We start from the raw sequence: 22,357 nt of genomic DNA, 5'->3' as shown, positions 1-22,357 counted from the left end.
TGCCCAGCGCCGACCGGCCGGCATCCAACGCCGGTCCCGATGAACCGGACCTGAAACCGAGCCTCCAAGAGGGAACGTCATGGCTAAATCCACCTTCCGCCCCCTGCACGACCGCGTCGTGGTCAAGCGTATCGATGCCGAGGAGAAGTCCAAGGGCGGCATCATCATTCCCGACTCGGCCAAGGAGAAGCCGTCCCAGGGCGAGATCGTCGCCGTCGGCCCGGGTGGCCGCGACGAGGCCGGCAAGCTGATCCCGATCGACCTCAAGGTCGGCGACCGCGTACTGTTCGGTAAATGGTCGGGCACCGAGGTCAAGCTCGACAACCAGGAACTCCTGATCATGAAGGAGTCCGACATCATGGGCGTGCTGGCGTAACGCCTTGGACTCCGAGGGCCGCCGCGCCCTCCGCTGTCATGCCCGGGCAGAAGCGCGTCTTCGCGCTAGATAACCCGGGCATCCATCAATCTTCTGAAGCGATGGATTGCCGGGTCATCTGGCACGAAGACGCACTTCGTGCTTTCGCCCGGCAATGACGAGAAAAACGAGCGACAAGCAATCCACAGACATTCCAGGAGTTCAAATCAATGGCTGCCAAGGACGTAAAATTCGCCGGAGAGGCCCGCGACCGCATGCTGCGCGGTGTCGACGTGCTCGCCAACGCCGTGAAGGTGACGCTCGGCCCGAAGGGCCGCAACGTCGTCATCGAGAAGAGCTTCGGCGCTCCCCGCATCACCAAGGACGGCGTCACCGTCGCCAAGGAGATCGAGCTCGACGACAAGTTCGAGAACATGGGTGCGCAGATGCTGCGCGAGGTCGCTTCCAAAACCAACGACACCGCCGGTGACGGCACCACCACCGCGACCGTGCTGGCGCAGGCCATCGTGCGCGAGGGCGCCAAGTCGGTCGCCGCCGGCATGAACCCGATGGACCTGAAGCGCGGCATCGACACCGCGGTCGCGGCCGTGATCAAGGACATCGAGAAGCGCGCCAAGCCGGTCGCCTCCTCGTCCGAAGTCGCCCAGGTCGGCACCATCTCGGCCAATGGCGATGCCGCGATCGGCAAGATGATCGCGCAGGCGATGCAGAAGGTCGGCAACGAGGGTGTGATCACCGTCGAGGAGAACAAGTCGCTCGAGACCGAGGTCGACATCGTCGAGGGCATGAAGTTCGACCGCGGCTACCTCAGCCCCTACTTCATCACCAACGCCGAGAAGATGACCGCCGAGCTCGAGGATGCCTACATCCTGCTGCACGAGAAGAAGCTGTCCGGCCTGCAGTCCATGCTGCCGGTGCTGGAAGCCGTGGTGCAGTCCGGCCGTCCGCTACTGATCCTCGCCGAGGACGTCGAGGGCGAGGCGCTGGCGACCCTGGTCGTCAACCGCCTGCGCGGCGGGCTCAAGGTCGCCGCCGTCAAGGCGCCGGGCTTCGGCGATCGCCGCAAGGCGATGCTGGAGGACATCGCGATCCTGACCGGCGGTCAGCTGATCTCCGACGACCTCGGCATGAAGCTCGAAAGCGTCACGATCAACATGCTCGGCCGCGCCGGCAAGATCGTGATCGACAAGGAGAACACCACGATCGTCAAGGGCGCCGGCAAGAAGAAGGACATCGACGCCCGCGTCGGCCAGATCAAGGCGCAGATCGAGGAGACCACCTCGGACTACGACCGTGAGAAGCTGCAGGAGCGCCTCGCCAAGCTCGCCGGCGGCGTTGCCGTCATCAAGGTCGGCGGCGCGACCGAGGTCGAGGTCAAGGAGAAGAAGGACCGTGTCGAGGACGCGCTGAACGCGACCCGCGCCGCGGTGCAGGAAGGCATCGTGCCGGGCGGCGGCGTCGCGCTGCTGCGCGCCAAGAAGGCGGTCGGCCGGCTCACCAACCCGAATGCCGACGTCCAGGCCGGCATCAACATCGTGCTCAAGGCGCTCGAAGCTCCGGTCCGCCAGATCTCGGAGAACGCCGGTGTCGAGGGCTCGATCGTGGTCGGCAAGATCCTCGAGAACAAGTCGGAGACCTTCGGCTTCGACGCCCAGACCGAGGACTATGTCGACATGGTCGACAAGGGCATCATCGACCCCGCCAAGGTGGTGCGCACCGCCTTGCAGGACGCCTCCTCCGTGGCCGGCCTGCTCGTGACCACGGAAGCCATGGTCGCCGAACTGCCGAAGGACGCGGCGCCGGCAATGCCGGGCGGCGGCGGCATGGGTGGCATGGGCGGCTTCTAAGCCTCCCACATCCCTATCGAGTTCGAAGGCCGCCTCCGGGCGGCCTTCTTTTTTGCAGTTTGATTACGATCGGGATGCAAGGATCATCGCATGTCCCGCGACGCCAAATCACTGACGTCAACGCTCGTGCTGTTCTACGCGATCGGCACGTTGCTCGCTGTCGGCGCCTATGCCCTGGACAGCATCGATGATCTTGCGGTCGTCTTGACGTTCTGGCTCAAGCAAACGCTGACGTTCGTCGTTCTCGGCGCGGGCTATGGGCTCTATTACGTCATTTCCGGTTCTGCCGGTCATCGTCCAAAAGCGCCGCTGCGATTTCTGGACATATCGTTTCTCGCCGCTGCGGCCACGCTCGGGGTTGGCATGCTCGTGCACAGCTGAGCGTTTGACGCGTCTCCAATGTTCGCTTTCGCCTGCCCCGACGAAGCTCTGATGCTTGGCACGCCGTCATTGCGAGGAGCGATAGCGACGAAGCAATCCGCTTCTCCGCTTGCGGCGCCATGGATTGCTCCGCTTCGCTCGCAATGACGTGGATGGAGCAGCGCACGGTATCTGTCGCGCTTCAAGCAACGCACACGCCCGGGATCGCCACCTTCTGGAACAGATGCGGCGAGGCCACCGCCGAGGCCGGATAGGCCGAGAGCTTGGCCCTGAACTCCGGGTTCATGAACGCGGCGCGGAAGGCGGCGGTGGATTCCCAGACGGCGTAGTTCAGATAGGCCGGGCTCTCGCCGATCGCGCGGTGCAGCTGGGTCGAGATGAAACCCGGCTGCCGCTTCATGATGGCGGCGTCGTCCTGCCAGGCCTTGAGAAAGGTGTCCTCGTCGGCCGCATCGAGCGTGAAGAGGTTGATGAGCACCACATTGGTGGCATCGACCGCGAGCTGGCGGTCGATCGGGAAAGCGGGGTCCAGGGGGCGCATCTGCGGCATGGTTGGCTCCGTTCTATATGGTGTTATGATGTCATTCCGTCATGATGGATACATATAGAAGTTGACACTATGATGTCAATACGTTTATATGGTGACAAATGCCGAATGCAAAACGAACGCCGGCGGGCGAAGCCCTGAGCACCCTGATTCCCGACCTGTTCAGGCTCAACAGCCTGCTGTTCACATCAGGCGACCGGCTGGTGGCCGGGCTCGGACTGACCAGTGCACGCTGGCAGATCCTCGGTGCCATCGTCGCCGCCGAGCGCCCGCAACCGGTCGCATGGCTGGCGCGCGACCTCGGCGCTGCCAGACAGAACGTGCAGCGGATCGTCAACGATCTCGAGCGGGACGGGCTCGTTGCCTTCGAAACCAACCCGCATCACCGCCGCGCCCAGCTCATCGTGCTGACCGCCAAGGGGCGGCAAAGCTTCGACGCGGCGATGCGCCTGCAGCTGCCCTGGGTGAACGGCCTCGCCGACGGGCTGTCGATGAAGGACCTCGAGACCGTGGGCCGCGTCGTGACGGTGCTGCGCGGCCGGCTGGAGAACGGCCAGGAACCTGACGAACGCACATGACCGCGATCGCGGCGCGAGGCCGCCGTTAGGCGGCCTTCTTTTTTGGCCAATGACATGGAGGTTTGCTAGTTACGACGGAACCGATTCTGCCCTTCGAGGACTTATCGTATGCGCGCGCTCCCGCTCCTGCTGCTCGGTCTTGCCGTCGCCTCGGCGCCTGCTCTCGCCCAGATGAAGCTGCAATCGAAGGCGGCGCCCGCCAGTGGCCCCGAGACGCGCTATTTCACCTCGATCGACGGCCTGATGGACGGCAATGCCGACGTCGTCCTGAAGGAAACCCGCCAGGGCAAGACCGTGACCGCGGCCGTGCTCGACGTCTGCTATCCCGCCGACAAGAGCTCCGACCGCAAGGATCGCTTCGTCGCCAACCTGACCGTCAGCGGCCAGACGCTTTCCGGCACCACCCAGAGCGTCGCCGACAAGCAACCGGTCACCATCAAGCTGAACCGCAAGCAGAGCGGCGACGGTTTTGAGTTCCGCGGCCAGATCACGATCGGCCAGACGGTGACCGAGGTCGCCTCGACGGACAATTCCGATCTCAGCGAGAAGGAATTCCAGGACAACCAGGCCACCGAGGACGGCATCACGCCGCAGCCGAAGGATTTCACCGACGTTTCGCCGGAATCGATCGGTGTGCGGGTGAAGCTCGACGCGGCGGCGGATTTCCTCAAGAGCCTGAAGGGCGAGGCCGTCGAGATCGGCACCTCCAGCCTCGCGGTGACCTGCGATGCGATGCGCTCCGGCGAGCAGACCATCAACCTCACCGTCGATCCCGAGCACGCCGGCGCGCTGCTCGCCAAGGCAAAATCGGCGCCCGGCGTGACCGCGGCCGGCTGGACCAGCGGCGTCGTCGAGATGGACCGCACCATCCGCTTTGCTGCAGCCGATTGGCGCGAAGGCGACAAGATCAACAAGGACAAGCTGGCAACCGCGATCGCGGGCGTGCTGGCGAAGACGCTTGCCGCAAAGCCCGCCTCGGCGACGTGGAACGCGAACACCGGCAAGCTCAAGCTGGTGCTGAAGCGGCCCAGCACGATCTACCCGGCACTCGGCCTCACCCAGAATTACGAGGTCACTGCCCTGGTCTCGCCCGACAAGCCCGGAAGTTCTGACCGGCTGATACTGTGGGTCTCGAGCCCCACCGTCTCGACATCGGATGACAGCGCCGGCGCCAGGCTGAATCTGTCCGATGATTCCAGCAACGACGAGGAAGGCAGCGAGACCAGGGACGACAACGGCGCGATCGACGCGCTGCTCAAGGAGTTCAAGGGCCAGCGCTGGGACGCCGACAAGTCGGTGTGGCGGTAAGGCCGCCGCTCTCCTGATTCAGGCCGCCCGCGTCTTCAGCGGCACGACGTTGTCGCGCACCGCCTTCGGGGTGGCGTCCGGACCGGACTGAAGCATCCCGTCGCTTCTGACGAACAATTCAGAACGGGGCTCGATCGCAGCGCGATCGAGCAGCGCCCGCAGCTCGGGACGAAGTCCGTCGCCGCGCAGCGCAGCGATCGCATCGAAGTTGCGCATGATGTTCTCCTGTGTGTGATCGCGAAGATGGTCTCGCGTTCGCTTTCCGCGAACCACCCGCTTCCCGATTCCGCGACGACGATCGAGAAGCGGTGCTAAGCGCCATATCGACACAGCGGAATCTCGCTTGCACGCCGACCGAGCCCCCGATCTGAAATCGGGTGGCACGACACACGCCTCCAAATGTTCACTGCGCGCATCGACAGAACGCCGGCCGCGATACCGGCAACGCGCAAATGGAGACGAAGAGATGTCAGAGGAAAACAAGAACGTCGTCGGCCGGTGGTTCAAGGAGTTCTGGGGCAATCCCTGGAATCCGCGCATCATCAACGAGCTCGCCACAGCAGACATTGTCGTGCACTACCCGATGCACGAGCCGAAGCGCGGCCGCGCCGCGGTCATGAAGTTCATGACCGAATTTCGCGAAGCGTTTCCGGATCTCAATTTCTGGGGCGTCGGCGATCTCATTGCGGAAGGCGACCTCGTCGTCGGCCGCTGGGAAGGCGGCGGCACCCACACCGGACCTGCCTTCAGCGACTTCCGGCTCGGTTCGCTGCCGGCAGCCTCGGGCCGCAAGATGACGTTCGCCGGCACCACCGTGCTGCGCGTGCAGGACGGACGGATCGCCGAGGAGCTCGGACAGGAAGATGCGATCACCGCCATGCTTCAGCTCGGCCTCATCCGCCTGCCCGAACACGACGGCGCCGCGTCGCGGCCGGGCGGCGAACTGCCCGCCGGCTGGAACAACATGCCGGGATATCCGGAGGGGCCACGCTGAACACGGCCGGAGTGCATGGCTCCATCGACAATCGCATCATCACTACCCGAACGCGCTTGATGCGTGTTCGGGTAATGCAATCGATCGGTGCGGTGAACTTGAAGGTCTCTAAGCCGCAGGCTTGTTGGAGGCATAAAAATATTGCTGCGCCGGCATCGCATCTTCCGATGCAGTGCCGGCGCGGTCTCGCGGCCGCAATTTGCGTCAAGACGGGAAGATCAGGCACGTCGTCGTGCCGTGGGCGAGCAGCCGGCCCTGCTCGTCGGTGACCCTGCCTTCGGCGGTGCCGATGCGACGGCCGCAATTGAGCACCTGGCCCTCGGCTCTGATCGGACCGGTGTCAGGCGTGATCGGACGCACCAGCGAGATCTTGAACTCCAGCGTGGTCTGGCTGGTGCCGGCATCGAGCGTCGACTGCACCGCAAGCCCCATGCAGCTGTCGAGCAGCGTCGCGGTGAGGCCGCCATGCACGGTGCCCGCCGGATTGAGATGCGCGTCGGTCGGCACCAGTGTGACGACGACGCGGCCGCGCTCGGCCTCGGCGACGTCATAACCGAGTGTCCGCGCGATGGTGTTGAGCGGCAACGCGCCGCTGGCGAGGCCCTGAACGAATGCGAGGCCGCTCATCTCAAGTTTCTGTTCCGCACTGACGGTGCCGTAACTCTTGGCCATTGCCGATCTCCATCGGGGTTCGTTGCATCGTGACGGCTGGCCGCTTGCGCCGCAGCGACGCGGCGGAGCGGCCGTAGAGTTTTGCGAATGCGGCATTCATGCGCCGCGCGCTCGAGAAGCCGGCGCGCTGCGCCACCAACGCAAGCGGCAGCTCGCTGCCGTCGATCAGGCGCTTGGCGCGCTGCACGCGCAGTGACAGCGCGACCTGGAGCGGCGAGGCATCGAGATGCTCGGCGAACAGCCGCGACAGATGCCGCGCGCCGACGCCAAGCCGCCCCGCCAGCGCCTCGACATTGCCGCGGTCGAGCGCGCCCGCCTCGATCAGCGCCAAGGCGCGCTCAACGGTGGTCCTGGTGCCCTTCCATGCCGGGCAGAAGGGCGCCGCCTCGGGACGGCAGCGCAGGCAGGGCCGGAAGCCGGCGCGCTCGGCCGACGCGGCGCTGCCATAGAACCGCACATTGCTCGCGAGCGGCGTGCGCGCCCGGCAGACCGGGCGGCAATACACGCCGGTGGTCTTGACCGCGACGAACACGATGCCGTCCCACGCCGGATCGCGGCGTTGAAAGGCTGCATATTGTGCGGCGAAATCGAGCATGCGACCGCTATAGCCCCGCCCGCGCGCCGCGACGACCCACTTTGCGGAGACGACGTCCGGAGTCGACCGCTGCAGGCAGAAGAAACCCGTGCATCTACGGGCCTGCGACCAAAAGACTTCGTGCTGCCGCAGTTCGGTCACCGAAAATTAAGGCTCGATTTAGTTTCGAGGATCATGCTTCGCGCCATCGAACACAGGTCACGCCATGCAAGACCGCGAGCCGATCAGCGCTGCGAGCATCTGGCCAACAGATGTGACGGAAGGGCATTCGCCGGCACAGACGGCGGACCTCTGGGATGTCACCGGCGAGAATCACGACGCCGCCCTGCTGCTGCGGGAGCCGTTTGCCGACCGCATCGGCACCGCGCTCTTGGCAGCCACCGCGCTCGCCGCAAGCTTCGTCTTGGGATGGACCGGCGGAGCCAACTGGCACGACCTCGCAGCTCCCGCCCAGGTCCCGATGGCCCAGAAGGAGGCGCCGGCCCCGCACATTGCGGAGGTGGCGCCGAGCCGAAAGAACGAGGGCCCGCGCCGGGCCGCGTCCAACGCCGACCCCGTCGTCACCGGCAGCATTCCGAGGACCACGCCGGCCGGCCCGCGCCCGCTCGCCTTGGGCGCCGCGCCGACGACCTTGAATGCACAAGCCGCCGCATTGGGGCCGAAGCAGCCGCAGGCGGCGGCGCCGGAAACGCGGCCGAGCACCATCCCGGGATGGTCGGTGGTCGAAGTCCGCGACGGTACCGCCGTGCTCGAGGGGCCCGAGGGCGTCAAGATGGCCGCGCGCGGCGATGTCGTCCCCGGCCTCGGACGGATCGATTCCATCGTGCGCTGGGGCAACCGCTGGATCGTCGCCACCGCAAGCGGACTGATCGCAACGCCCTGAGCGTTTTGCCTTGACGCGTTTTCTTGACGCGAACCGGCGTCCGCTTCGCTCGAAAGCGCTTTAGTTGCTGTTGATCACGAAACGCAACGACTTGCTGCCGGTGAAGGTTACTTCGTCACCGTGCCGCCGCCAGCCCGTCATGTCGCCGAGCGCAGCCAGCAGATCCTTGTCGGCCTGCGCCCGCGCCGGCGTGCAGTTGCGGTTCTCCATCGCGCCGGGAACGAAGACGATGGTGCTGCCAGCCACCGAAAACTGGCCCTTGCCGCCGTCGCACCACAGCTCGAGAATCACCTCGCCATTGTCGCCGACCTCGATCGAGGGGATCCGCTTGGAGCCCGGCATGCGCGCGGCATCGAGCGTCATCACGAAGCCGAACGGGAACTCGTCCTGAGCCCGCGCCGGACCCGCGCCGAGAGCCGCGGCAACCAGCGCCAACGCGGCGATGCCGCCGTTCAAACTTCGCCTCATCGAAATCCTGCCAATCCTCGAAATGCGACGCGCAACTGCGGGCTCCTTCTATGGGAGCAGAACGCGATTGGCCAGATTGGCAACGCCGGAAAATGGGCTTGAAAAGCAAATCCCCGCAAGCCGTCCGCTCGCGGGGATCCCTGGTTCGACGGACGCGTTGTGGCGCTATTTCAGCACCAGCATCGTGAACGGATAGACATAGGCCTGCAGGGTCACGAACAGGCCGACCAGACACGCCAGCACGATCGAGTGCAGGAACACGTAGCGCAGGATCGAGCCCTCGTGGCCGTACCAGTTGGTCGCGGTCGAGGCGACCACGATCGATTGCGCGTCGATCATCTTGCCCATCACGCCGCCCGACGAGTTCGCCGCCGCCATCAGAATCGGCGACAGGCCGAGCTGCTCGGATGTGATCTTCTGCAGATTGCCGAACAGCACGTTCGATGCGGTATCCGATCCGGTCAGCGCCACGCCCAGCCAGCCGAGCAAGGTGCCGAAGAAGGGATAGAGCACGCCGGTCGCCGCGAAGGCGAGGCCGAGCGTGGCGTCGACGCCGGACAAGCGGGTCAGCGTGCCGATCGCCAGCATCGCCGAGATCGTGATCAGCGAGATCGCGCAGAGGCGGATGGTGCGGCCATACTCGGCGATCAGCTTGAGCGGCGAGAAGCCCATCAACAGACCCGAGATGATCGCGGCAATCAGCATGCCGGTGCCGGTGAACGACAGATAGGTGAAGCCGAACACGGCGCCTTCCGCAGTCGGCTTGGCAGCCACCGGCGGCACCTTGAAGATCAGCTTGTCGAGCTCGGGGACCGGATAGTTCCAGACGAAGTTGGCGTTCGCCCAGGCCTTGAAGGCACCGTTGCCCCAGATCAGCATCAGGATGCAGACGATGATCCACGGCAGCAGCGCGCTCCACATTTCGCTCTGGGTCAGCGGCGTCTTGTCGAGCGGCGGTGCGGCGGCCATCGTCGCCGCCGATTCATCGCGGCCGCGCAGCGCCGGCGACAGCCACAGCTGCCGCGGCTGCCAGACCTTCAGGAACAGGATCAGTGCGCCCATCGAAATCAGCGAGGCGCCGATGTCGACGATCCAGGGATTGATGTAGTTCGAGATCACGAATTGCGGGACCGCAAACGACACGCCGGTGACCAGGATCGCCGGCCACACCTCCTTCATGCCGCGCCAGCCGGCAAACGCCCACACCACCCAGAACGGCACGATCAGCGAGAACAGCGGCAGCTGCCGGCCGACCATCGCGCCGAGGATGTAGGGGTCGAGCCCGGTGACCGAGGCGAGGCCCTGGATCGGCGTGCCGAGCGCACCGTAGGCAACGGGTGCCGTGTTGGCGATCAGCGACAGGCCGGAACGCGGCGAGCGGCGAGAAGCCGAGCCCGATCAGCACCGCGCCGGTGATCGCGACCGGCGTGCCGAACCCGGAGGCGCCCTCGAAGAAGGCGCCGAACGAGAACGCGATCAACAGCAGCTGCAACCGCCGGTCCTCGGTGACGCCGCCGACCGCGCGCTTGAGCAGCTCGAACTTCCCGCACCTCACCGTGACCTGGTAGAGGAAGATGACGTTGAGCACGATCCAGCCGATCGGGAAGAACCCGGTGATCACCCCGAGCAGGGTGGCGCGGATCGACATGTTGGCCGGCATGGTGAAGACGAAGATCGTGATCAGGTTGGTCACGATCACGGCGATGATGGCGGCAATGTGCGCCTTCACCTTGCCGCTGGCGATCAGGACCAGCAGCGTGACCACGGGAATGGCGGCCGCAACCGTCGACAGCGCCGCGTTGCCCAGCGGATTGTAGATTTGATTCCAGGTGTTCATCTCGGGATCCTTCCCACATTTTTTATGCAGCGCGCCGGCCTGCATGCGGGCAGGCGCGACTGGTGCGATTGCGGGAGTCCGTCGGAAAATCTGCAGCCCCGGCTCGCGAATGAACGATCGGTAAGGATCGCTCACATCCTCGCGAAAAATCGAAGGTCCCCCGCCCCTCGCCGTTGTCCTCATGCTAGGGTTGACTCGATTGCCGGGACAAGCCAACGCTTGCATGCCAGACCTACGACTTTAGTCGAGGATCACCCGGATTGTTCCGATTCTTCAGGCCTTTGCGGCCCCTTCCCCGGAGACGATAATCTGTGAACAACATTCGCTCGACGCTCGCGACCGTGTGGCGGATCGCCTCGCCTTATTTCAGCTCCGAGGACAAATGGGCGGGCCGCGGGTTGCTTGCCGCGGTGATCGCGATCGAACTCGCGATCGTCGGCATCAACGTCCTGCTCACGCAGTGGAACAACCGCTTCTACAACGCGCTGCAGGAACGCAATTGGGACTCCTTCGTCAGCGAGATCATCTACTTCTCCGTCCTGGTCGCCTTCTTCATCCTGCTGGCGGTCTACCAGCTCTACCTCAATCAATGGCTGCAGATCCGCTGGCGGCAATGGATGACGACGCACTATCTCGGTGACTGGCTGCGCCAAGCCAATCACTATCGGATGCAGCTGCAGGGCGACGCCGCCGACAACCCCGACCAGCGCATGACCGACGACGTCAAACTGTTCGTCGATCGCACGCTCACGCTCGGCCTCGGCCTGTTGAGCTCGGTCGTCACGCTGGCGTCCTTTCTCACACTGCTGTGGGGCCTTTCCAATGAGGCACCGCTGCATTTGTTCGGTACGGAGTATTCAGTTCCTGGCTACCTTGTCTGGTGCGCGCTGATCTATTCGGCGCTCGGCACCGTGCTGACCCATCTGATCGGCTGGCCGCTGGTCGGCATCGATTTCAAGCAGCAGCAATATGAAGCCGATTTCCGCTTCAACCTGGTGCGCGTACGGGAGAACTCCGAGCAGATCGCGCTGCTGCAGGGCGAACCGGCCGAGCGCGAGCGCCTGCGCGTTCGCTTCGGGCGCGTGGTGGAGAACTGGATCGCCCTGATGAACCGAACCAAGAAGATCACGGCGTTCACGGCGAGCTATAATCAGGCCTCGGTGATCTTCCCCTATGTGCTGGTGGCGCCGGCCTACTTTGCGCAAAAGATCCAGCTCGGCGGCATGATGCAGACCGCATCGGCGTTTTCGAACGTCCAGGGCGCGTTCTCGTACTTCGTCACCATCTATCGTCAACTGGCCGAGTGGCAGGCCGTGGTGAACCGGCTCGATGGTTTCGAGGCAGGCATCGCGGCGGCATCGAACCTTGCCAAGCGCGACCACCGAATTCATCTCACGGCGACGCCGGGCGGCGGCGCCGTCAGCCTGCAGGACCTGGTGCTGCGGCTGCCCGACGGAACGCCGCTGCTGAACGCGGACCGGTTCGACTTCCGCAAGGGCGAGCGCACGCTGATGACTGGCCCCTCCGGCGCCGGCAAGTCGACGCTGTTCCGCGCGATCGCTGGCATCTGGCCGTTCGGCGATGGCGCGGTCGAGATCCCGGCCAATGCCAGCCTGATGATGCTGCCGCAACGTCCCTATCTGCCGATCGGCTCGCTGCATGACGCCGTCGTCTATCCGGGCGAGGCCACGCAATTCGATGCCGGACGGGTCCGCGAGGTCCTCACCGCCGTCGGACTGCCGCAGCTTGCGGCGCGGCTCGAGGAACAGGCGCATTGGAACCGGATGCTGTCGCTCGGCGAGCAGCAGCGGCTCGGCATCGCAAGGGCGCTGCTGCATGCGCCGCAATTCCTGTTCCTGGACGAGGCGACAGCCTCGCTCGACGAGCCGGCGGAAGCCGCGCTGTACAGGCTGATTGCCGAAAGGCTGCCCGGCACCACGGTGGTTTCGATCGGCCACCGTTCGACGCTCGACGCCTTCCATCAGCGCAATGTCACGCTGGTCCGCGACGGCGACCGCTTCACCTTGCGCGACGCGGCCAAGGTCGCCGCGTCGTAGCGGCACTACGGGTCAGCCGCGGCCACGGCTTGTGGCTTACCCCATTGGGGGGCAGCCCACAGGTCTCGCGAGCGCCTTTCGCCATTGTCCGCCCAGTGCCCATCAGACCTATCCGCAAAAACAAAAAGGGCGGCAGATTGCTCTGCCGCCCCTCGATCTCCGGAAGGAGAGATTACTTCAAGTTGGACATCGCGGTCAGGTCGACCGAGAGCTTGGCGATGCCGGCCGCGCCGCACCAGTTGGAGCCCGTGCCGCCCGGATTGATCGGGGTCACGTTGGTATTGCCGCCCGCGGTAAAGTCGCTGGTGAAGGCGCTGCAATCACCCTTCGACATGTCGGTGTCGGAGTAGCGCAGATCGAGCGTGAACACCTTGTAGGTGAAGCCGATGCCGATGTTCCAGGTGTTGTAGTCGGCATACTTGATGCCGTTCGGGAAGGCCGGAACGCCGTAGAAGCTGTCCGAAGTGCCGAGCCACTGCCGGCCGAACTCACCCGACACATACATGCCGACGCCGCTGGAACCGAACACGGTGCTGGGCGCTGTGTACTTGCCGATGATCGACGAGTAGTTGCCCCAGGCGCCGGTGTTGAGGAAATTCGGCGAGTAGTACTCGTTGATGGTGAACGCCCAGTTGTCGTTAATGGTCCAGGTCGCCTTGCCGTAGACTTCGAAGAACGAGACGTCCTTCTTCATCACGTTGAAATTGGTCAGAGTGTTCGCCTGGCATTCTGCGCTCAGCGGATTGCCCGCGAAGTCGGCCACGGCACCGCCGCCGTAGTAGCAGGTTCCACCCGGATACAGGTAACCCCAGACACCGATGTCGAAGGCGAAGGCGCCGAAGGTCGGGCGGATACCGCCGTAGACGTCGACTTCAGCCGCGGCGCGGTTGGCGAAGGAGATGCTTTCGGTCGACGTACCGACGTAGAGCTGCAGGTCCTTGCTGACGTTGTAGCGCGGCTCGAAATAGGCGGTGACCGACGGATTGTGGTTGGACTGGGTGACGCCGCGGAAGATGTAGTCGCTCATGATGCCAGCGCCAAAGGCGATGTCCCACGGGTCGAACGGAGCCGGCGGCGGCGCCTTGACGGCCTTCACCGCCATGTCAGCTGCCATTGCCGAGCTCGAAATCATTGCTAGCGCCGTTGCTAACAAAGCCAGTTTCTTCATGACGATCCCCATCTAACTTTTCCAGACAGCCCAGCTCCGGTGGCCCCCAGGGCGCGCGCTAACGGACTGCAACTAAATCGCGTGGATCAATCTGAGGCCCGTGCACGGTACCGTGAAGCCAAAAAGACATGCATGTGCCGCCTTTTTAGGCGTTCTAGCCATCTTGCCGCATGTTGATTTGCGGGTGTTGCATTTGCACCACAAGACTGCGGCTCCCGCACCGGTTGAACGGATCATCTGGAGAGGGAAACGGCAACAGTCGGCCCAGCGCGAGAGCATCGGCGCGAATCGCCGTGCCCGCAAAAGCACGGATCGTCACCGCACCTACGGAAGAAGCCGCAGCGTGGTGCGCCGCGGCTTCGATCAGTTGAACCTCGGCAATGTGGCAGCGGCCTAGAGCATTTTCGGTTCTGATTGAATCAGAACCGAAGCTCTAGATTCTTGTTTTGACGCGTTTTCTTCACGCGAACCGGTGCCCACTTCGCTCGAAAACGCTCTAGTGGTGCTCGCCCCCGTCGGCCGACCCGGCAATCCAGCCCGGCGCCGGTTCGTGGCTCGGTGTGGCCCAGCTCGGAGCCGGCTGCGGCTCGGGCGCCGGGGGTGCCGCGACCGGGGCGGCCGGCTTCGGCGCGGCAGCCTTCTTCGGAGCAGCGGCCTTCTTCGGCGCGCTCTTCTTGGCGGCGGCTTTTTTGGCGGCCTTCTTCGGCGCAGCCTTCTTTGCAGCTTTCTTTGCCGTTTTCTTTGCAGCCTTCTTGGCCGACTTCTTCGCCGATTTCTTTGCAGTCTTCCTGGCGGATTTCTTTGCAGCCTTCTTGGCCGACTTCTTCGCGGACCTCTTCTTCGCCGCTACCACCTTCTTGGCCTTTTTGGCCTTCTTGCTTTTCTTCGCCTTCTTCGACTTCGCCATCGTGGTCCTCCTGTTGCCGCTATCTGAGTCCACCGGGCGCATTGAAGTGATCGCTTGCCGGACGTTGGCTGCACCTCGAGGAGAGGCACTCTCCACTTCGCTTGTCGGGCATGATGGCCGCGCGATCGCTTCGCGTCTGTGGCAAGGAAGCGCCGGTCCTTCACGTTGCGTCAGGGCAAGGCTGAGGTCCGGATCATGCTCGAGTGGCAGTCGATCAATTCAATCCTGGCCGGGGACCTCCTGTCGCCCAATCGAGAAGCTCAATCGTGTGCACCACAGGAACTGACGTACCGCCGGCAATCTGAACCATGCAGCCAATATTGCCCGCAGCGATCATGTCCGGTTTGACAAGCGCAATATTGGCGACCTTGCGATCGCGCAATCTGCTCGCAATGTCGGGCTGGAGAATGTTGTAGGTCCCCGCCGAACCGCAACACAAATGGCTCTCGGGCACATCTTTCACCACGAATCCATTCTTGGAAAGCAATTCTTTCGGAAGTTGAGTGATTTTCTGTCCATGCTGCAACGAACAAGCGGAGTGATAGGCGACGGTGACGTCGCCTTTCTGCGTTGAAGGCGCGAGCTCGAGAGCCGAGAGATACTCGGTGATATCCTTTGCCAGCGCGGAGATTCGCTTGGCCGGCTCGGCGAATGTTTTGTCCTCGCGCAGAAGATAGCCGTAGTCTTTGACAACTGTCCCACAGCCCGAGGTCGTCACCAGGATGGCGTCGAGCCCGTTCTGGTCCGCTTCCCTTTGCCACACCGTGATGTTGGCCCGCGCTCGCGCCAGCGCGTCGCCGTCCAGTCCCATGTGATGGGTCAACGCGCCGCAGCATTGCTCGTCCTTGACCAGCACCACCTCGACGCCGTGCCGGGTCAGGACGTTGATCGCGGCCTGATTGATGCGTGGCGCCAGCACCTGCTGGGCGCAGCCCTGCAGCAGCGCGACCCGACCGCGCCGCCGGCCGATCGGCGCAAACACGGTTCCCGCAGCCGGCCCCGGCTGCGGCAGGCCGCGTGGCGCGAGCGCCAGCATCGCCTTGATCCGCCGCAGCAGACCCGGGCTCGACGCACCGACCGATGGCGTCGGCAGCAATGCGGCGAACGGACGGGCGAGCCCGGCCACGATCATGCTGATCCGGAACAGGCCCGGCCGCGGCAGCACGAGGGCGAGCACCGAGCGCAGCAGCCGCTCGGTCAGCGGTCTCTGGTAATCCCGCTCGATCCGGACCCGGGCCTGGTCGACGAGGTGCATGTAGTTCACGCCCGAAGGACAGGTGGTCATGCAGGCGAGGCACGACAGGCAGCGGTCGATATGCTTGACCACGTCGGCCGTCGGCGGCTTGTTCTTCTCCAGCATCTCCTTAATCAGGTAGATGCGGCCGCGGGGGCTATCGAGCTCGTCGCCGAGCAGCACGTAGGTCGGGCAGGTCGCGGTGCAGAAGCCGCAATGCACGCAGGCGCGCAGGATCTTGTCGGCTTCCTTGATGTCGGGATCGGCGAGCTGCGCCAGGGAAAACTCGGTCTTCATGCAGCCCCGCCTCGCATCATCCGGCCGCGGTTGAGGACGGACCTCGGATCGAAGCTCGCCCGAACCCGTTCACCGAGCGCGGCAAGCCCGGCCGCCTGCGGCTGGAACACATCGACCGCCCGGCGTACATCCTCGGTGGCGCGGATCAGGGTGGCGTGTCCGCCGATCGCCTCGACCTGGCCGCGGACCAGCGTGGCCTGGGCGTCGGCGCCCGGCGGCACCGCGGCCCAGATCAGCCCGCCGCCCCAGTCGTAGATCACGTCGCCGCCGGTGGCGCGCGACAACGCCTGGCCCAGCGCGCCGCCAGAGGCCGGCGGGCAAACGATGCGCCACACCGGCCAGGCCCCGAGCGCGCCGTTCGCCGCGAACGGCGCCACGTCGCGCAGCGCGCTCCAGATTGCGGCCGACGCATCGTCGGCGAGGCTGTCGACCGTGCCATAAGCCGAGAGTGTCTGGCTCAGCGAGGCCGCCCGGTGTGCCGCCGACGCCGAAATCCCCTCGAGCCGCACCAGCGTGACCGGCTGGCCGGAGGCGAGACCGGCGAGCGCACCGCCCCCGGACCGCAACGCCGAACCCGGCAGATGCGCGGCGCCCGAGACGTCGAAGGGCGAGCCCAGCGCCGCCGTCATCGCCTTGTTGGCGGTGGCGTCGTCGAGCCCGCGCAGCACCAGCGTCCGCTCGGCTTCCGGCTTCGGCATGACCTTAAGCGTCACCTCGGTCATGACCGCGAGCGTGCCCCAGGAGCCGGTCAGCAGCTTGCAGAGGTCGTAGCCGGTAACGTTCTTCACCACCCGCCCGCCGGTCTTGAAGCTGTCGCCGAACCCGGACACCGCGTGCGCGCCGAGCAGATGATCCCTGATACCGCCGGCCTTGATGCGGCGGGGACCGGCCAGTCCGGCGCCGATCATGCCGCCGATCGTGCCGGCGCCCGCGGTGCCGAACAGCACAGACGTGTCCATCGGCTCGAAGGCGAATTGCTGGTTCTTGGCGTCGATCAGGGATTGCACGTCGGCGAGCGGCGCGCCGGCCTGCACACTGATGATCAGTTCATTCGGCTCGTACGAGGTGACCGCATTCAGCGCCGAGACGTCGAGCAGCGCATTGGTCGCCATCGGATGGCCGATGGCGCGCTTCGACCCATGTCCAATGACCTCAAGTGGCTGCTCGCTGGCAACCGCCGCGCGCACCACCTCTTCGACGTCTTTTGCGTCTCTGACCTTGAGCGTATCCACGTCCTAGCCGGTAACCAAATTCGGCTCCGAAATCAAATGCGCGCGCCGAACAAATTTCTGAATGCGAGGAGTCCGGCGTCGGTGATTTCGACGGAGCGGCCCTGCGGCCGGCGCCGGATCCAGTCCCGTTGCAGCGCAAGGTCGGCAACCGCGGCCCCTGCCCGCCCGGCCAGATGCGGACGCCGCTCGCTCCAGTCGAGACACGGCCGGCACAAGATCCGCCGGCTCCGCGCCGGCGCATGCAGGTCGATGCCGAGATCGCCGAGCAATGCACGGCCGGAAGCGGTCAGCTCGCCGGCCTCCTGGTCCAGATTGAGGTGGCCGCGGTCCCGCATCGCATCGGTGACGGCGACGCCGAGCTCGCCGGCAAGGTGGTCGTAGCAGGTCCGGGCCCGGCGCATCTCGGGATCGATGCGCGGCGGTGGCCGGGACGGGTGCGGATCGATCGCGGCAACCGTCATCATGCCCTCGAGCATCTGCGCGACCAGCGGGGTGGCCAGCCGGTAGAAGCGGCGCGGACCACGCCGCTCGACCTTGAGCAGCGCCCGCTCGACCATGCGCGAAAGGTGCCAGCTCGCGGTCTGGGGCGTCACGCCCGCGACCAGCGCCAGTTCGCTTGCAGTCTGCGGGCGTCCGTCCATCAGCCGCGACAGGATGCCGGCGCGGCCGGGATCGGCGATCAGCCCGGCGAGTTCGGCAAGCTCTGGTGCGATGGTCTGCATGGCCGGCTCCGCATTGATCGAAGTCATCTGTTTGTCGCATGTCATGCCGCTGCAACGCTTCGATCATGATCGAAATGTTCACGACATCGACATTTCGATCATCACCGAACTCGGTTCGCCGAACGATCGACTATCTCTCGCATTGCGGTTCGGCCGGCAGGACGGTTGGCGCGAATCATCTGGAGGCGAACATGAAACGTTCGGAAGTTTCGACCACGACGATGATGCTCACCCGGCGATCGGCCATCGGCTCGTTCGCGATCATGGCGATCGCCGGCGTCTCGCCCTTCGCCGGATCGCAAGCTCGATCGGAGCACAGCAACGGAGGACTGCCAATGAAGCACTATGCGATGAGCACGAGAACCATCAGCGATGCAATCAACACCGCTGGCCTTCTGGTTGTGGCGCAATGGGAAGCCAAGGAGGGACAGGCCGACAAGGTTGCGGAAATCCTCGACGGCTTCCTGCCCGAGGCGCAGAAGGACCCCGGCACCAAGCTGTTCCTGATCGGCCGCGGCAAGGACAATCCGGCGCAATTCCTGTTCTACGAATTGTTCCAGGACGAAGCCGCGTTCAAGGCACATCAGGACAGCGCGGCTTTCAAGACCTACATCGCGGAGCAAGCGCTGCCGCTGCTCGCCAAGCGCGAGCGGTCGCAATACGCGCTGCTGTGAAGAAAGGCGCGGCGGGGAGGATGGTAGAGCGTTTTCGAGCGAAGTGGACCCGGTTCGCGTGAAGAAAACGCGTCAAGACGAGAAGCGAGAGCTTCGGTTCTGATTCAATCAGAACCGAAGCTCGTCCTTCCCGCCGGCGCGGGGTCAGATCGACGCGCCGCTGTTGCCGAGCGTTGCGCGCAAGCCGGCCCGCTCGGGCGGCCTGCGCCAGAAGCCGACGATCGAGATCCGCGACAGCACCGCGGCCTCGAGGCTCTCGACCTGGGTTCGGAGCCGAAGCGCGTGTTTCTCGACGAGATACCAGGACGCGACGGCGACGCCGAAGGCGAGCGGCAGGCTGATCAGGAGGTTTAGATACCAATGCTGGACCGGCGGGCCGAACGTGGCGACGCATTGCTGGATGACGAAGCCGTAGAGATAGAGCCCGTAGGAGTAGTCGCCTGACGAGACGATCCAGCTCCGCCGCGGGTTCATCAGGCCGAGATAGCACGCGACATAGGCGGCCGGCACGGGAGCCAGCGCGTCGCCGCGGCCGGTCGCCATGCCGGCGGCGCACAGCACCAGCGCCAGCAGGCACACAGTGCGGTTGAACGGCACCTTGTCGCGCCAGAGGTAGAAGCCGACGCCGGCAAGGAAGCAGAACACCAGAAGGTGCGGGCGAAGCTGGATCGGCACCTCGTCCCAGCGGTAGATGTCGTAGACGATGAGCCCGATCTGGGCGATCACCATGAACCCGAGGAACGCCGCCCGGTTGAAGCAAATCGTGAGCACGGCGAGCAGCGCCAGGATGACGTAGCACCACAGCTCATACGGCACGGTCCAGAGCTGGGCGTTCACCAGATCCGGCAGCGGATTGTGCAGGAATACGCCCGGCAGCTCGTAATGAATGTCGCCGACGATATTGAGAAAATAGGCGTGGAATTTCGGATCGGCGAGATATTGGGCCAACGGCAGCTCGGTGAAGACCGAACCGATGATGATTGCCGATAGCGTGGTTTCGACCGCGAGCGCCGGCCCGATCCGCAGCACGCGCAGGCCGAGGAAGGAAATCAGGCTCTTGCACCGGAGCAGGCTTGCGGTCACCAGGAAGCCGCTCAGGGCAAAGAACAGCGCGAGGATCATCGCGACGCCGATACGCAGCGTGCTCTGGATTTCCAGCGCGCGGCCGAGCCCGAGCGTCACGTTCGTGCTGTGCAGGCCAATGATCGACGCCGCCAGCGCGATCCGCATATAATCGAAGCCCGCGGGCCGATTGCGCGAAAGCGCCAGCTGATCGGCCAGGCTGGGCATCGATGTGCTCCCGAAGACATGCATCTGCGGAAAATACCGAGCAACAGTCTAAGGCCGTGTAAATGGGTCCGCGCTGTAATTGCAGCGACGCGCGACGGCGGCCGCCGCGGCAAGCATTGGTTAAGGTTATCGAATGGCTAGGGCGATCCGTCGAATTGTATCGACCGGCCCTCGCGCGTTGGTGGCTCTGGGCGCACGCTCACGCATGTTGGCCTCGGGACCAATAGCTGACGTGGCTCCTGATGCCGTGGAAGCAGGGCTTGTTATCGTCATTCGGCAACCGTTGATTTGAACGCGGCTCCGCCAGGAGAACCATCACGATGCACATCAAACCGATAGCCATCGCGCTGCTCGCGATGATCGCGCCAGGACAGGCGCGCGCCGCTCTGCTCACCGACGCCGAGGCAACGTTCCTCGACCAGCTCGCTACCGCAGCCGCGGTGCTCGAACAACGATGCACCGGCTATGAGGCCAATGGTGCCGGCGGCGTTCAAACGGGCGCCAGACTCCTCGGCAGCCCCGACGCCGCGATGGCCATGATCAATGCGTTCGACGCGGCCATCAAGGCTCACGACGGCAGTGACTACGATCCGCGCAAATTCCGCCCCGAGGTGTCCGAAGCGGCGGGCAAGACCTTCAAGCGAGTCCGGGCGGCGTTGACCAGAGACCCGGAAGCGGCCTGCGCCGGCTATGGCGATGCCGGCGCGGCGTCGGGGCTGCTCAGACGGTACTAGAACCGCGGGATATCCGGGAACGCCAGCTTGCCGGCGTGGACATGCACACGGCCGAGCTCGGCGCAGCGGTGCAGGGTCGGAAACACCTTGCCGGGGTTGAGCAGGCCCTCGGCATCGAAGGCGCATTTCAGCCGCTGCTGCTGGTTGAGGTCGATCTCGGTGAACATGTCCGGCATCAGGTCGCGCTTCTCGATGCCGACCCCGTGCTCGCCGGTGAGCACGCCACCGAGCTCGACGCAGCAGCGCAGGATGTCGGCGCCGAACGCCTCCGCCTTCTCGATCTCGCCCGGCTTGTTGGCATCGTAGAGGATCAAGGGGTGCAGATTGCCGTCGCCGGCGTGGAACACGTTGGCGACGCCGAGGCCGTATTTCTCCGAGAGGTCGCGGATCCGCGCCAGGGCCTTCGGCAAGGCGCCGCGCGGGATGGTGCCGTCCATGCAGAGGTAGTCCGGCGAGATCCGCCCGACCGCGGGGAACGCCGCCTTGCGGCCGGCCCAGAACAGATTGCGCTCGGCCTCCGAGGTCGAGATCTGGCAGGAGGTCGAGCCGCAGCCTTGCGCGATCGCCTCGACCCGCTTGATCAGCTCGTCGACCTCGACCTGAGGGCCGTCGAGCTCAATGATCAACAGCGCCTCGACGTCGAGCGGATAACCGGCATGGACGAACGCCTCCGCGGCGTGGATCGCGGGCTTGTCCATCATCTCCATGCCGCCGGGGATGATGCCGGCGCCGATGATCCGCGCGACGCATTCGCCGGCCGCTTCGACCTCGGCGAAGCCGACCATCAGCGCACGCGCCGTCTCCGGCTTCTGCAGGATGCGCACCGTGATCTCGGTGATGACGCCGAGCAGCCCCTCCGAGCCGGTGATGATTCCCATCAAGTCATAGCCGGCATTCTCGGCCGACTTGCCGCCGATGCGCAGGATCTCGCCCGACATCAGCACGATCTCGCAGCCGAGCACGTTGTTGGTGGTCATGCCGTATTTCAGGCAGTGCACGCCGCCGGAATTCTCCGCGACATTGCCGCCGATCGAGCAAGCGATCTGCGACGACGGATCGGGCGCGTAGTAGAAGCCGGCGTGGGCGACCGCCTGGCTGATCGCGAGGTTGGTGACGCCGGGCTCGGTGACAACGACGCGGTTGTCGAAGTCGATCTCGCGAATCCGCTTGAACTTGCCTAGTCCGAGCAGCACGCCGTCGGCGAGCGGCAGCGCGCCGCCGGACAGCGAGGTGCCGGAGCCGCGCGGCACCACCTTGATGCCCTGGCCCTGGCAATATTTGAGGACCTTCGACACCTGCTCGGTGGTATCGGGCAGCACCACGACCATCGGCGGCTGCCGATAGGCGGTCAGGCCGTCGGATTCATAGGCCAGCATCTCGGCGGCACTGTCGATCACGCCCTCGCCCGGGACGATTGCGCGCAAGGCGGCCACGATTTCGGCGCGGCGAGCGAGGACGGCCTGGTCGGCCGCCGGCATCATGATGGACATCGTTGTTCCCTCGGCTGGGCTTTTGCCCTTCGCCGATTTGTTACGACAAATCAATCACGTCTGCAC

At 65.0% G+C, this 22,357-nt stretch carries 23 protein-coding genes and 1 pseudogene; 11 read left to right on the top strand and 13 right to left on the bottom strand.

Annotation, left to right across the window (positions count from 1 at the left end; translation table 11 throughout):
* The first annotated feature begins 79 nt into the window (after positions 1-79).
* The 3 genes from ACVWYP_RS11755 to ACVWYP_RS11745 all read left to right on the top strand — a co-directional run bounded on the left by ACVWYP_RS11755 (position 80) and on the right by ACVWYP_RS11745 (position 2,604).
* A complete protein-coding gene (locus ACVWYP_RS11755) occupies positions 80-376 on the top strand; it encodes a co-chaperone GroES (RefSeq protein WP_018269780.1) in 297 nt (98 codons plus the stop codon).
* 209 nt (positions 377-585) lie between these two features.
* Positions 586-2,223, top strand: a complete 1,638-nt coding sequence (gene groL / locus ACVWYP_RS11750; protein ID WP_304498748.1) for a chaperonin GroEL — start codon at positions 586-588, stop codon at positions 2,221-2,223.
* Positions 2,224-2,313: 90 nt separating this feature from the next.
* Complete coding sequence (locus tag ACVWYP_RS11745) at positions 2,314-2,604, top strand: hypothetical protein (RefSeq protein ID WP_304498747.1); 291 nt, start codon at positions 2,314-2,316, stop codon at positions 2,602-2,604.
* Between the two features lie 181 nt (positions 2,605-2,785).
* Here ACVWYP_RS11745 and ACVWYP_RS11740 read toward each other — a convergent pair whose 3' ends face one another.
* Positions 2,786-3,154, bottom strand: coding sequence for an antibiotic biosynthesis monooxygenase family protein (locus ACVWYP_RS11740; protein WP_304498746.1), 369 nt, complete (start codon positions 3,152-3,154; stop codon positions 2,786-2,788).
* A 98-nt stretch (positions 3,155-3,252) separates the two neighbouring features.
* Between ACVWYP_RS11740 and ACVWYP_RS11735 the strand changes: the two genes are divergently transcribed.
* Together ACVWYP_RS11735 and ACVWYP_RS11730 are read left to right on the top strand one after the other, a co-directional pair.
* The gene (locus ACVWYP_RS11735) at positions 3,253-3,729 is read left to right on the top strand and encodes a MarR family winged helix-turn-helix transcriptional regulator (RefSeq protein WP_304498745.1); all 477 of its coding nucleotides are present in this window, start codon (positions 3,253-3,255) and stop codon (positions 3,727-3,729) included.
* A 108-nt stretch (positions 3,730-3,837) separates the two neighbouring features.
* Positions 3,838-5,037 carry a hypothetical protein gene (locus tag ACVWYP_RS11730; RefSeq protein ID WP_304498744.1) on the top strand — a complete coding sequence of 400 codons (1,200 nt, stop codon included), beginning with the start codon at positions 3,838-3,840 and terminating at the stop codon, positions 5,035-5,037.
* A gap of 18 nt (positions 5,038-5,055) precedes the next feature.
* Here ACVWYP_RS11730 and ACVWYP_RS11725 read toward each other — a convergent pair whose 3' ends face one another.
* Positions 5,056-5,253, bottom strand: coding sequence for a hypothetical protein (locus ACVWYP_RS11725; RefSeq protein ID WP_304498743.1), 198 nt, complete (start codon positions 5,251-5,253; stop codon positions 5,056-5,058).
* 250 nt (positions 5,254-5,503) lie between these two features.
* Between ACVWYP_RS11725 and ACVWYP_RS11720 the strand changes: the two genes are divergently transcribed.
* Entirely contained in the window at positions 5,504-6,031 is a 528-nt protein-coding gene (locus ACVWYP_RS11720) for an ester cyclase (protein ID WP_369525556.1), read from the top strand.
* 204 nt (positions 6,032-6,235) lie between these two features.
* Here the strand turns inward: ACVWYP_RS11720 and ACVWYP_RS11715 are convergent, their stop codons facing one another.
* Both ACVWYP_RS11715 and ACVWYP_RS11710 read right to left on the bottom strand, forming a co-directional pair.
* On the bottom strand, positions 6,236-6,703 hold the full coding sequence (locus tag ACVWYP_RS11715; RefSeq protein WP_304498742.1) for a PaaI family thioesterase: 468 nt from the start codon (positions 6,701-6,703) through the stop codon (positions 6,236-6,238).
* Entirely contained in the window at positions 6,660-7,298 is a 639-nt protein-coding gene (locus ACVWYP_RS11710) for a bifunctional transcriptional activator/DNA repair enzyme AdaA (RefSeq protein ID WP_304498741.1), read from the bottom strand. Before ACVWYP_RS11710 ends, ACVWYP_RS11715 begins: the two co-directional genes overlap by 44 nt.
* Before the next feature lie 205 nt (positions 7,299-7,503).
* On the opposite strand from ACVWYP_RS11710, the gene ACVWYP_RS11705 reads away from it, so the two are divergent.
* Positions 7,504-8,181 (top strand): hypothetical protein, encoded by a 678-nt coding sequence (locus tag ACVWYP_RS11705; RefSeq protein ID WP_304498740.1) that lies wholly within the window; start codon positions 7,504-7,506, stop codon positions 8,179-8,181.
* Between the two features lie 60 nt (positions 8,182-8,241).
* On the opposite strand, the gene ACVWYP_RS11700 is transcribed toward ACVWYP_RS11705, so the two are convergent.
* Positions 8,242-8,649: an META domain-containing protein gene (locus tag ACVWYP_RS11700; protein WP_304498739.1), complete on the bottom strand. Its 408-nt coding sequence runs from the start codon at positions 8,647-8,649 to the stop codon at positions 8,242-8,244.
* A gap of 165 nt (positions 8,650-8,814) precedes the next feature.
* Positions 8,815-10,486: pseudogene (locus ACVWYP_RS11695) on the bottom strand (L-lactate permease).
* A 311-nt stretch (positions 10,487-10,797) separates the two neighbouring features.
* Between ACVWYP_RS11695 and ACVWYP_RS11690 the strand changes: the two are divergent.
* Positions 10,798-12,543: an ABC transporter ATP-binding protein/permease gene (locus ACVWYP_RS11690; RefSeq protein ID WP_304498737.1), complete on the top strand. Its 1,746-nt coding sequence runs from the start codon at positions 10,798-10,800 to the stop codon at positions 12,541-12,543.
* Between the two features lie 172 nt (positions 12,544-12,715).
* On the opposite strand, the gene ACVWYP_RS11685 is transcribed toward ACVWYP_RS11690, so the two are convergent.
* Complete coding sequence (locus ACVWYP_RS11685) at positions 12,716-13,711, bottom strand: TorF family putative porin (RefSeq protein ID WP_026192245.1); 996 nt, start codon at positions 13,709-13,711, stop codon at positions 12,716-12,718.
* Positions 13,712-13,874: 163 nt separating this feature from the next.
* On the opposite strand from ACVWYP_RS11685, the gene ACVWYP_RS11680 reads away from it, so the two are divergent.
* Entirely contained in the window at positions 13,875-14,108 is a 234-nt protein-coding gene (locus ACVWYP_RS11680) for a hypothetical protein (RefSeq protein WP_456684106.1), read from the top strand.
* A gap of 99 nt (positions 14,109-14,207) precedes the next feature.
* Here the strand turns inward: ACVWYP_RS11680 and ACVWYP_RS11675 are convergent, their stop codons facing one another.
* The 4 genes from ACVWYP_RS11675 to ACVWYP_RS11660 form a co-directional block, all read right to left on the bottom strand.
* Positions 14,208-14,618, bottom strand: coding sequence for a histone (locus tag ACVWYP_RS11675; protein ID WP_304498735.1), 411 nt, complete (start codon positions 14,616-14,618; stop codon positions 14,208-14,210).
* A 214-nt stretch (positions 14,619-14,832) separates the two neighbouring features.
* The gene (gene glcF / locus ACVWYP_RS11670) at positions 14,833-16,149 is read right to left on the bottom strand and encodes a glycolate oxidase subunit GlcF (protein ID WP_304498734.1); all 1,317 of its coding nucleotides are present in this window, start codon (positions 16,147-16,149) and stop codon (positions 14,833-14,835) included.
* On the bottom strand, positions 16,146-17,381 hold the full coding sequence (locus ACVWYP_RS11665; RefSeq protein WP_304498733.1) for an FAD-binding protein: 1,236 nt from the start codon (positions 17,379-17,381) through the stop codon (positions 16,146-16,148). Before ACVWYP_RS11665 ends, glcF begins: the two co-directional genes overlap by 4 nt.
* Positions 17,382-17,413: 32 nt before the next feature.
* A complete protein-coding gene (locus ACVWYP_RS11660; protein ID WP_420888147.1) occupies positions 17,414-18,130 on the bottom strand; it encodes an ArsR/SmtB family transcription factor in 717 nt (238 codons plus the stop codon).
* 164 nt (positions 18,131-18,294) lie between these two features.
* Here ACVWYP_RS11660 and ACVWYP_RS11655 point away from each other — a divergent pair, with 164 nt between their 5' ends.
* Positions 18,295-18,777: a putative quinol monooxygenase gene (locus ACVWYP_RS11655; RefSeq protein WP_304498732.1), complete on the top strand. Its 483-nt coding sequence runs from the start codon at positions 18,295-18,297 to the stop codon at positions 18,775-18,777.
* Positions 18,778-18,921: 144 nt separating this feature from the next.
* Here ACVWYP_RS11655 and ACVWYP_RS11650 read toward each other — a convergent pair whose 3' ends face one another.
* Entirely contained in the window at positions 18,922-20,067 is a 1,146-nt protein-coding gene (locus ACVWYP_RS11650) for an acyltransferase family protein (protein WP_304498731.1), read from the bottom strand.
* Positions 20,068-20,387: 320 nt separating this feature from the next.
* Here ACVWYP_RS11650 and ACVWYP_RS11645 point away from each other — a divergent pair, with 320 nt between their 5' ends.
* Positions 20,388-20,801 carry a hypothetical protein gene (locus ACVWYP_RS11645; RefSeq protein ID WP_304498730.1) on the top strand — a complete coding sequence of 138 codons (414 nt, stop codon included), beginning with the start codon at positions 20,388-20,390 and terminating at the stop codon, positions 20,799-20,801.
* Here the strand turns inward: ACVWYP_RS11645 and ACVWYP_RS11640 are convergent.
* Complete coding sequence (locus ACVWYP_RS11640) at positions 20,798-22,291, bottom strand: FAD-linked oxidase C-terminal domain-containing protein (protein ID WP_076827554.1); 1,494 nt, start codon at positions 22,289-22,291, stop codon at positions 20,798-20,800. The two genes, ACVWYP_RS11645 and ACVWYP_RS11640, sit on opposite strands and share 4 nt — an antisense overlap.
* Between the last annotated feature and the right edge of the window lie 66 nt (positions 22,292-22,357).

This window comes from Bradyrhizobium sp. USDA 3262 (assembly GCF_054060035.1).
The sequence above is the reverse complement of the archived record's forward strand: the minus strand, read 5'-3'. Positions and strand labels throughout refer to the sequence as shown.

Bases quoted from the DNA above. Each gene is read 5' to 3' on its own strand.
- ACVWYP_RS11755 (WP_018269780.1), top strand. From the start codon at position 80: ATGGCTAAATCCACCTTCCGCCCCCTGCACGACCGCGTCGTGGTCAAG.
- groL (WP_304498748.1), top strand. From the start codon at position 586: ATGGCTGCCAAGGACGTAAAATTCGCCGGAGAGGCCCGCGACCGCATG.
- ACVWYP_RS11745 (WP_304498747.1), top strand. From the start codon at position 2,314: ATGTCCCGCGACGCCAAATCACTGACGTCAACGCTCGTGCTGTTCTAC.
- ACVWYP_RS11740 (WP_304498746.1), bottom strand. From the start codon at position 3,154: ATGCCGCAGATGCGCCCCCTGGACCCCGCTTTCCCGATCGACCGCCAG.
- ACVWYP_RS11735 (WP_304498745.1), top strand. From the start codon at position 3,253: ATGCCGAATGCAAAACGAACGCCGGCGGGCGAAGCCCTGAGCACCCTG.
- ACVWYP_RS11730 (WP_304498744.1), top strand. From the start codon at position 3,838: ATGCGCGCGCTCCCGCTCCTGCTGCTCGGTCTTGCCGTCGCCTCGGCG.
- ACVWYP_RS11725 (WP_304498743.1), bottom strand. From the start codon at position 5,253: ATGCGCAACTTCGATGCGATCGCTGCGCTGCGCGGCGACGGACTTCGT.
- ACVWYP_RS11720 (WP_369525556.1), top strand. From the start codon at position 5,504: ATGTCAGAGGAAAACAAGAACGTCGTCGGCCGGTGGTTCAAGGAGTTC.
- ACVWYP_RS11715 (WP_304498742.1), bottom strand. From the start codon at position 6,703: ATGGCCAAGAGTTACGGCACCGTCAGTGCGGAACAGAAACTTGAGATG.
- ACVWYP_RS11710 (WP_304498741.1), bottom strand. From the start codon at position 7,298: ATGCTCGATTTCGCCGCACAATATGCAGCCTTTCAACGCCGCGATCCG.
- ACVWYP_RS11705 (WP_304498740.1), top strand. From the start codon at position 7,504: ATGCAAGACCGCGAGCCGATCAGCGCTGCGAGCATCTGGCCAACAGAT.
- ACVWYP_RS11700 (WP_304498739.1), bottom strand. From the start codon at position 8,649: ATGAGGCGAAGTTTGAACGGCGGCATCGCCGCGTTGGCGCTGGTTGCC.
- ACVWYP_RS11685 (WP_026192245.1), bottom strand. From the start codon at position 13,711: ATGAAGAAACTGGCTTTGTTAGCAACGGCGCTAGCAATGATTTCGAGC.
- ACVWYP_RS11675 (WP_304498735.1), bottom strand. From the start codon at position 14,618: ATGGCGAAGTCGAAGAAGGCGAAGAAAAGCAAGAAGGCCAAAAAGGCC.
- glcF (WP_304498734.1), bottom strand. From the start codon at position 16,149: ATGAAGACCGAGTTTTCCCTGGCGCAGCTCGCCGATCCCGACATCAAG.
- ACVWYP_RS11660 (WP_420888147.1), bottom strand. From the start codon at position 18,130: ATGACTTCGATCAATGCGGAGCCGGCCATGCAGACCATCGCACCAGAG.
- ACVWYP_RS11655 (WP_304498732.1), top strand. From the start codon at position 18,295: ATGAAACGTTCGGAAGTTTCGACCACGACGATGATGCTCACCCGGCGA.
- ACVWYP_RS11650 (WP_304498731.1), bottom strand. From the start codon at position 20,067: ATGCCCAGCCTGGCCGATCAGCTGGCGCTTTCGCGCAATCGGCCCGCG.
- ACVWYP_RS11645 (WP_304498730.1), top strand. From the start codon at position 20,388: ATGCACATCAAACCGATAGCCATCGCGCTGCTCGCGATGATCGCGCCA.
- ACVWYP_RS11640 (WP_076827554.1), bottom strand. From the start codon at position 22,291: ATGTCCATCATGATGCCGGCGGCCGACCAGGCCGTCCTCGCTCGCCGC.